Source organism: Ensifer soli (genome assembly GCF_041928815.1).
In the GTDB taxonomy this organism is placed as follows: domain Bacteria; phylum Pseudomonadota; class Alphaproteobacteria; order Rhizobiales; family Rhizobiaceae; genus JBHFEI01.
This window is the reverse complement of record NZ_JBHFEI010000009.1, coordinates 282,518-290,081: the sequence shown is the minus strand read 5'-3', so window position 1 is coordinate 290,081 and position 7,564 is coordinate 282,518. Positions and strand designations below refer to the sequence as shown.

6 protein-coding genes are annotated in these 7,564 nt (G+C 65.7%); 1 reads left to right on the top strand and 5 read right to left on the bottom strand.

Annotated features, from left to right (window positions below; translation table 11 throughout):
- Positions 1-300 (top strand): hypothetical protein (locus ACEVQ6_RS15745; RefSeq protein ID WP_374889971.1); only part of this gene is annotated, 300 nt, incomplete at its 5' end.
- 444 nt (positions 301-744) lie between these two features.
- Here the strand turns inward: ACEVQ6_RS15745 and ACEVQ6_RS15740 are convergent.
- From ACEVQ6_RS15740 to ACEVQ6_RS15720, 5 genes are all read right to left on the bottom strand, one after another.
- Positions 745-3,519, bottom strand: a complete 2,775-nt coding sequence (locus ACEVQ6_RS15740; protein WP_374889970.1) for a M10 family metallopeptidase C-terminal domain-containing protein — start codon at positions 3,517-3,519, stop codon at positions 745-747.
- Between the two features lie 288 nt (positions 3,520-3,807).
- Positions 3,808-4,584 (bottom strand): ABC transporter permease, encoded by a 777-nt coding sequence (locus tag ACEVQ6_RS15735; RefSeq protein WP_374889969.1) that lies wholly within the window; start codon positions 4,582-4,584, stop codon positions 3,808-3,810.
- The gene (locus ACEVQ6_RS15730) at positions 4,571-5,338 is read right to left on the bottom strand and encodes an ABC transporter ATP-binding protein (RefSeq protein ID WP_374889979.1); all 768 of its coding nucleotides are present in this window, start codon (positions 5,336-5,338) and stop codon (positions 4,571-4,573) included. The genes ACEVQ6_RS15735 and ACEVQ6_RS15730 overlap by 14 nt, the downstream gene beginning before the upstream one ends.
- 65 nt (positions 5,339-5,403) lie before the next feature.
- Positions 5,404-6,405: an ABC transporter substrate-binding protein gene (locus ACEVQ6_RS15725; RefSeq protein WP_374889968.1), complete on the bottom strand. Its 1,002-nt coding sequence runs from the start codon at positions 6,403-6,405 to the stop codon at positions 5,404-5,406.
- 45 nt (positions 6,406-6,450) lie between these two features.
- On the bottom strand, positions 6,451-7,533 hold the full coding sequence (locus ACEVQ6_RS15720) for a 4-oxalomesaconate tautomerase (protein WP_374889967.1): 1,083 nt from the start codon (positions 7,531-7,533) through the stop codon (positions 6,451-6,453).
- Positions 7,534-7,564: the final 31 nt, after the last annotated feature.

Genomic DNA, 7,564 nt, shown 5'->3' with positions numbered 1-7,564 from the left:
GTCGAGGCGGACAAACTGGAAGAAGCGCTGCAGCCGCCGATAATGGGAGGAATGGCTGGCAGGACCGGGGCAATGGCTGGCCAGGTGCGACAGGTTCACCGTAAGCGATTGGGCCAGGCCTGCGATCTAGACCGCAAGCGTCAGAAGCCGACTCTTGCTCAACCGGAAATGCGTCGAGAGCGTGCTCATGAGAGCGGTATGAAGCGTCGGCATGATGAAGATCCTTTTGGCGAAGAATCTTCAATTCCAACACGTCATCCCGTTCTCACCATGACTGTCGTGTACGGTGGGTTCCGGTGATCGGGGCAGCGGGAACAGCAGGGAGAGAGGGTCCGGCACGCCCGGTTTCGGCGTCGCGTGCCATGCCGTCGGGTCGAGGATGGCGTGGGCTCGGTCATCGACAGCGAGACCGATCTCGCAAAGATGCTGCTGCATGGCGCCGGTACCGCCAGGGCAGGACGAGACCGGCGCCCGTGTCCGTCCTCGGGCAGATCGCGCCGGAGAGAATGGTCCACAGCATGCCCTGCTCGGAGGGCGCGGCGGGTCCTGCGCCGCGCCGTGTCCAGGGTCGGGCGCGCTCGCTCTTCTGTTCTGTTCCGGCCTCGTCGGCTCGTCAGAGCTCCATGGGATTGTCCGCGCGACGTTCCCCGCTCATGAAGGGCGCCGGGGCAGGACGGACGACGCCTGCCGCCCGATCGGCGCCTCCGGTCGCCGGCGCCGGATCCCTGACCGGGACCAGCGGCATCACACGACGACGAAGTCCGCCGCCGTCAGCGTGGGTCGCCCGTCGAAGACCGCGAAATGACGCGCGACCGTGTCCCCGATCCCGTCGACGTCATAGGACAGAACGCCGGTCAGGCCATCATAGACGATCCGGTCGTCGGCATCGAGCGCGGCCTTCGACACATCCTTGAACCAGCCCGTCGCCAGCGGCCCCGCGGCAAGCGTGCGGAAGACCGCGCGGCTGAGCTGGATCACATCGTCGATGACGCTGAAGTCGGTGATGCGGTCGACATTGCTGCCTCCGGGCGCGGTGCTGAAGGCGAACACATCCTCGCCGTCCCCGCCCGTCAGCGTGTCCGGCCCCGTCAGGCCGTCGAGGCGATTGGCCGCCGCATTGCCGACGATCCTGTTGGCGGCGCTGTTGCCGGTGGCATCGACCGCCGCCGTTCCCGTCAGCGTCAGGTTCTCGATCGCCTGTCCCACCAGGGAGAAGCGCACCGAGGCGCGCACCAGATCCGTGCCCTCGTTCCTGTTCTCGAACACCCGGTCGCCCGCATGGTCGACGATGTAGATGTCGTTGCCGGCGCCGCCGCGCATCACGTCGGCATGGATGCCGCCGTCAAGCGTGTTGGCGGCGGCATTACCGACGAGCGTGTTGGCGGCGCTGTTGCCGGTGGCGTCGATCGCCGCCCTTCCCGTCAGCGTCAGGTTCTCGATCGCCTGCCCGACCAGGGAGAAGCTCACCGAGGCGCGCACCAGATCCGTGCCCTCGTTCCTGCTCTCGAACACCCTGTCGCCCGCATGGTCGACGATGTAGAGGTCGTCGCCGGCGCCGCCGCGCATCACGTCGGCTTGGGTGCCGCCGTCAAGCGTGTTGGCGGCGGCATTGCCCCTCAGGGTGTTGCGGCCGCTGTTGCCGGTGGCGTCGATCGCCGCCGTTCCCGTCAGCGTCAGGTTCTCGACCGCCTGCCCGACCAGCGAGAACGAAACCGATGCCTCGATCGTGTCGGTGCCCTCGTTCTTCCGCTCGATCACACGGTCGCCGGCATGGTCGACCACATAGATGTCGTTGCCGGTGCCGCCGGCCATCGTGTCCGCATCCGCGCCGCCATCGAGCCGGTCATGCCCGGCACCGCCGTTCAGCACGTCGCGTCCGCCGCCCATCGAGAACACGTCGTTCTCGAACGTGCCGGTGACGATCTCCTCGTCGCCATCGCCGACAAAGTCGAACCGGTCGTCCGGCGACCAGTCGAGCAGCCGCAGCCCCGACAGGTCGATGCCTGACGCCTGGCCCATCCAGACGCGAAGGATGTCCTGCCTGAGGGAATTGCCGGAGACGACACCGTTCAGCCAGAATCCGTCGCCGAAGCTGGATGCCGCGACATCGAGCACCATGACGGCAGGCCCGCTGTCAACCTCGTCGAGCTCGATCTTCTCGATCGAACCGATCTCCGCGTCGCGCAGGTCGTAGCTGTCGGAAACATGCAGGGTGTCGATGCCGCTGCCCCCGGAATAGACCTCGCCGGCACTCTGGAAGGGCGAATCTATCCACAATTCGTCGTCGCCCTCCTCGCCATAGAGCGCGTCCGAATCATAGTGGCCGAAGAGCGCGTCATTGCCCGCGCCGCCCCGCAGCGTATCGTCGCCCCAGCCGCCCTGCAGCACGTCGTCGCCGTCGAGGCCGAGAAGAACATCGTTGCCGTCCCGGCCCTGCAGCCGGTTCGCCGTCTGGTTGCCGCGGATGATGTCGTTGCCGAAGCCGCCATAGGCATTCTCGATCAACGAGCGCGGATCGTTGTTGGAGAGGAGCGCGTTGGCGACGTTGCCGCGCGCCAGGCCGGAACTGCGCGGTCCCCCGTCAAGATCGGCCAGCTGCCTGATATCGAAGGTCGACCATTCGCCGGGCCGCAGATCGATGTCGAGGTCGGTCGAGTAGTTCGAGAGATCATAGGTGTCGGTGCCATGCCCGTCCCAGATCGTGCGGAAGATGCGGTTGCCGCCGGGCGTGCCCTGGCCCTGCCCGTTGATGAACATTTCGCCGGTCGTCGGGCTGAAGGAATAGCGCGTATCGCCGCTGAAAGGGGCTCCGCCGGCGCTGAAATCCGCGCCATACATATATTGCAGCGCCGCGATGTCGAGCATCATGAAGGATTGCGGGCCGCCCCATGTTTCCTTGCTGTAACTGCTGATGTCGTCACCGACGAAGTCCCGATAGGTCATGAGCGAAAACTCCGACGAATCGAGGGCATAGGGCAACGCCCCGTAGGGATTGGACGCTTCGTGCCCGTGACGCAGGCCCATGGCATGGCCGATCTCGTGCAGCACGGTGATGTCTTCATAGCTCCCGAGAACAGGGGCGTCATATTTTCCGGTGCGGAACCAGACGTCGCCGGCGTGATCGGCCTCGTCGGGCATGAAGGCGGAGGCCGTCTGATGGTTCGCCGTCCGGCCGAAGCGCAGTGTCCCCGACACGTCGCCGAAAGGCCCGAAGGGATAGCGAAACTCCTCCACCTGTTGAAACGAAACATTGGTCAGATGCGTGATGTCGGTCAGCACCCTCAGGATGGCCGTCGTCTGGGCCGCGGTGACCGGTGAAAAATTGTTCACGTAATCCGGCTGGGCATAGACGTTGATATAGGTCGTGTAGAAGGAGAAGAACATGTCCTTCGTCTTCCACATGTAGTGCTGCGGGCTGGTGGGAAAACTGAAACTCACGACGCTGTCATGCCAGCGTTCCGTATGGAGCAGCGCATCGAAGCTCTTCCCGGCCTGCGTGACGATATGTGTCTGCGTCAAGGATCTGGCCCCCTTGTTCGAAACTCGGCCAGCGCCGGTGGCCCTCGCCAGACCTTAAGGCCATGGGAAAGCCATATAAGCAACCCGCCCTGTCGACGTCTTCCCCCGAACGGGTGAGGATCGGAGGGGAACGGTCCGGCGCGGGACGCTGGTTCCGTTGACGCGCGGGCATCCCCAACCCCGGCGGCGTGCAGCGGATCGAGCCGTGGCTCGATCGCGGTCCGCCGGCGCATGGGAAACGGGCGGCCGACGCCGCCCGTTGCCGTCCGATCGTCTGTCCGCGCCCGGTCAGGCCGGGCGTTCCTCGCCGGCCTTGGGCCGCCAGGTGATGAGGCGCTTTTCGGCGATGTCGAGGAGGAGGTCGATGATGAGGACGAAGACGGCGAGGATGATGATCCCGGCGAAGACGCCGACCGCATCGAAATTGCCTTCCGAGCGGGCAATGAGATAGCCGAGGCCGGCCGAGGCGCCGAGATATTCGCCGATGATGGCCCCGACCACGGCAAAGCCGACGGAGGTGCGCAGCGACGACAGGATCCAGCTTGCGGCGGCCGGAAAATAGACGTGGCGCAGCAGGTCCGAGCGGCGGGCACCGAGGATGCGGGTGTTGGAAAGGACGACAGGATTGACCTCGCGCACGCCCTGCATGGCGTTGAAGAAGGTGACGAAGAAGACGAGCGTGACGGCGAGCGCCACCTTCGACCACAGGCCGAGGCCGAGCCACAGGACGAAAATCGGCGCAAGCACGACGCGGGGAATGGCGTTCACCGCCTTGATGAAGGGATCGAGTATGCGGGCGACGAAGGGGCTGAGGCCGAGCCAGACGCCGGCGGCCACGCCGAGCCCCGTGCCGATGAGGTAGCCGAGCACGGTTTCGCTCAGCGTGATGCCGACATGCTTGTAGAAGCCGGGATCGACGACCCAGCTGATCACCTGCTGGACGATGTCGAGCGGCGCGGGAAAGAAGAAGCGGTCGATGACGCCGGAGGCGACGCCGATCTGCCAGCTTCCGAGAAGGAGCACGAGCAGCGCGACCTGGATGAGACGAACGTTAACGGCTGGCATAGGACTTCTCCACTTCGCCCCGCAGCGACGCCCAGATGTCGCGATAAAGGGTCATGAACTTCGGATCGAGCTTGATTTCGGCGACGTTGCGCGGACGCTCCAGGTCGACGGGAAAGCTCTCGATGACGCGGCTGCGCGGACCCGCGGCCAGCACGGCGACGCGGTCGCCGAGCGCGATCGCCTCCTCGAGGTCATGGGTGATCATGACCACGGCGCGGCGATCCTCCTGCCAGAGGCGCAGGAGCTCGTTCTGCATCAGGTGGCGCGTGTGGATGTCGAGCGCGGAGAAGGGCTCGTCCATCAGGATGACCTTCGGCTCGGTGATCAGCGCCTGCGCCATCTGCACGCGCTTGCGCTGGCCGCCGGAAAGCTGGTGGGGAAAGCGGCCCTCGAAGCCCTTTAGGCCGACCTTCTCCAGCCAGGCCATGACCTTGGCGCGGCGCGCGTCCGCCGGCACGCCGCGAAACATCAGCCCGAGCTCGACATTCTGGTAGGCCGTCTTCCACGGCAGCAGGGCATCCTGCTGGAAAAGATAGCCGATGGTGTTCTGCACGGACCTGACAGTCGCGCCGTCGATGGACACCGCCCCCTTGGCGGGCTTGAGCAGGCCCGCGATGGCGTTGAGGATGGTGGACTTGCCGCATCCCGTGGGGCCGACGATCGAGAGGAACTCGCCGTCGCCGACGGTCAGGTTGACGTTCTCGACCGCGACGAAGGCGCCGAAGGCCATCGTGACGTCGTCGATGGAGACCATCGGTGGCAAACTGGCCTGAGGCACGGCGGCGATCTTCCTTGCTGCAATGGACATGGCGGGTCTCCTCAGTTCTGGGTCGACTGGGTCGAGGCCTCGACGAACCTGTTGGTGTAGGTCGTCTCAAGGTCGATCGTCGCCTTCCTGACGCTTTCGTTGAAGCTCTTCAGCACGGCGAGCGGCGTTTCGAGATCGGCCGGCACGAAGCGCCCGTCCTCGGAGAAGATCGCCTTCGCATTCTCGACGGCCTTGATGTAGGTCTGCTTGTCGCCGGAGACGAAGTCGTCGGGAAGCTTGGCGACGATCTCCTCGGCCGAATGGGCCTTCATCCAGTGGAGCGCCTTCAGCGTCGCATTGGTCACCTTCTGGATGACCTCCGGATGGGCGTCGATATAGTCCTGGTTGGCGTAAAGGACCGAGGTCGGATAGATGCCGCCATAGACGGCCTTCGCGCCCTCGTCGCTTCGGGCATCGATCAGGATCCTGCCGAGGCCGCGCTCGACCACGATGGTGGCGGCCGGATCGTAATTGACGAGCAGGTCGATCTTGCCCTGCTGCAGCGCGGCGACGGCGGCCGCGCCCGAGCCGACGCCGATGATCGAGATGTCGTTGTCGGTCAGGCCGTGCTGCTGCAGGTAGTAGCGGATGAAGAAGTCCGAGGACGAACCCGGCGAGGTGATGCCGACGCTCTTGCCCTTGATCGTCTCGGGCCTCGCCGGATCGAAATCCGTGTCCGGCTTGCCGGCGAGGACGAGGCCGGAATTGCGGGCCAGCTGGATGAAGCCGGTGACGTGCTTGCCCTGCGACTGCATCTGGATCGTATGGTCGTAGAAGCCGACCGCCACGTCGGTGGAGCCGGCGACCAGCGCCTGGAGAACCTTGGAGCCGCCCTGGGCGAAGTTCTCGATCGTCACGTCGAGCCCCTCCTCCTCATAAAACCCCAGGCTCTCCGCGACGGGGAAGGGCAGGTTGTTCAGGTTATACGAGCCGACGCTCATCCGGACGGACTCGGCCTGGGCGGCGGTTGCCATGGCCAGACCGAAGACGGTTGCCAGAAGTAGGTTGCGCATGAGATCTCCTCCTTGTGGAATGCTCCGGGTCCTCACCGGAGCGTGTTAAGCAGCGTGTTCGACACGCTCGTCGGGTTTGGCGAAGGCATAGCCTTCGAAAAGACGTCGGGCGGTGCGGACAAGACCCGCGACGGTCGAGCCGTTGCGCGTTTCCAGCTGCACGTCGAGACGTCCGCCGGGATGCTCGAGGCGGACGAGCGCGGGCAGATCGGCAGCGCCGGCGACGGCGGCCGCGACCGTGCCGGCACTGACAGCGGCGGTCGCGATGCCGACCGCGCCGGTGGTCGCAAGCGCCGGGTGGCAGTCGTTGGGCATGAAGTACCGGACCGAAAGCGTCCCGCCGCTGCGGGCCCTGGCGACAATAACAGGTTTCGGGATGACCATGTCGGAAACGTCTCCCATTCCCATCAGGGCGCCGGCGGCCACGCGGATGGCGGTGATGCGGGCGATGAGATCGCGGTTGGCGGTCAGCGCCGCCGCGCTTTCATAGCCGGTGACGCCAACATCCTCGGCCCGCATCAGGACCATCGGTATGGCGCAGTCGATGGCCGTGACGTCGACGCCGTCGATGACGTCCAGCGGCCTTCCGGTCGGAAACAGCTTGCCCGTCTTCGCGCCCGCCGCATCCAGGAAGGTGAGCGCGATCGGAGCCGCGAGGCCCGGAACGCCGTCGATGGAGGCGTCGCCGAGATAGGTGACCTGCCCGTGGCGCGTGGGGACCTTCGCCTCGATGATCTTGTGCGTGTTGACGTTGTGGATGCGGACGAGCGTGCTGGTCTCGCCGGCGCGCACCAGCCCCGCCTCGATCGCGAAGGGGCCGACGGCAGCCAGCATGTTGCCGCAGTTGGGGGAGTAGTCGACCGTCTGCCGGTCGGTGCGCACCTGGGCGAAGAGATAGTCGACATCCGCGCCGGGAACCGTGGCGGGACCGATGATCGCGACCTTCGAGGTGACCGGGTTGCCGCCGCCGATGCCGTCGATCTGCAGGGGATGGCCCGATCCCATGATGGAGAGCAGCGTCGCATCGCGCCGCCCGCGATCGGCCGGCAGGTCGCGGTCGAGGAAGAACGGGCCGCGCGAGGTTCCGCCGCGCATCAGGACACAGGGAATGCGTGTCAGGTCGTTCATGGTCAGCCCCTCGAATATTGCAATTCATGGA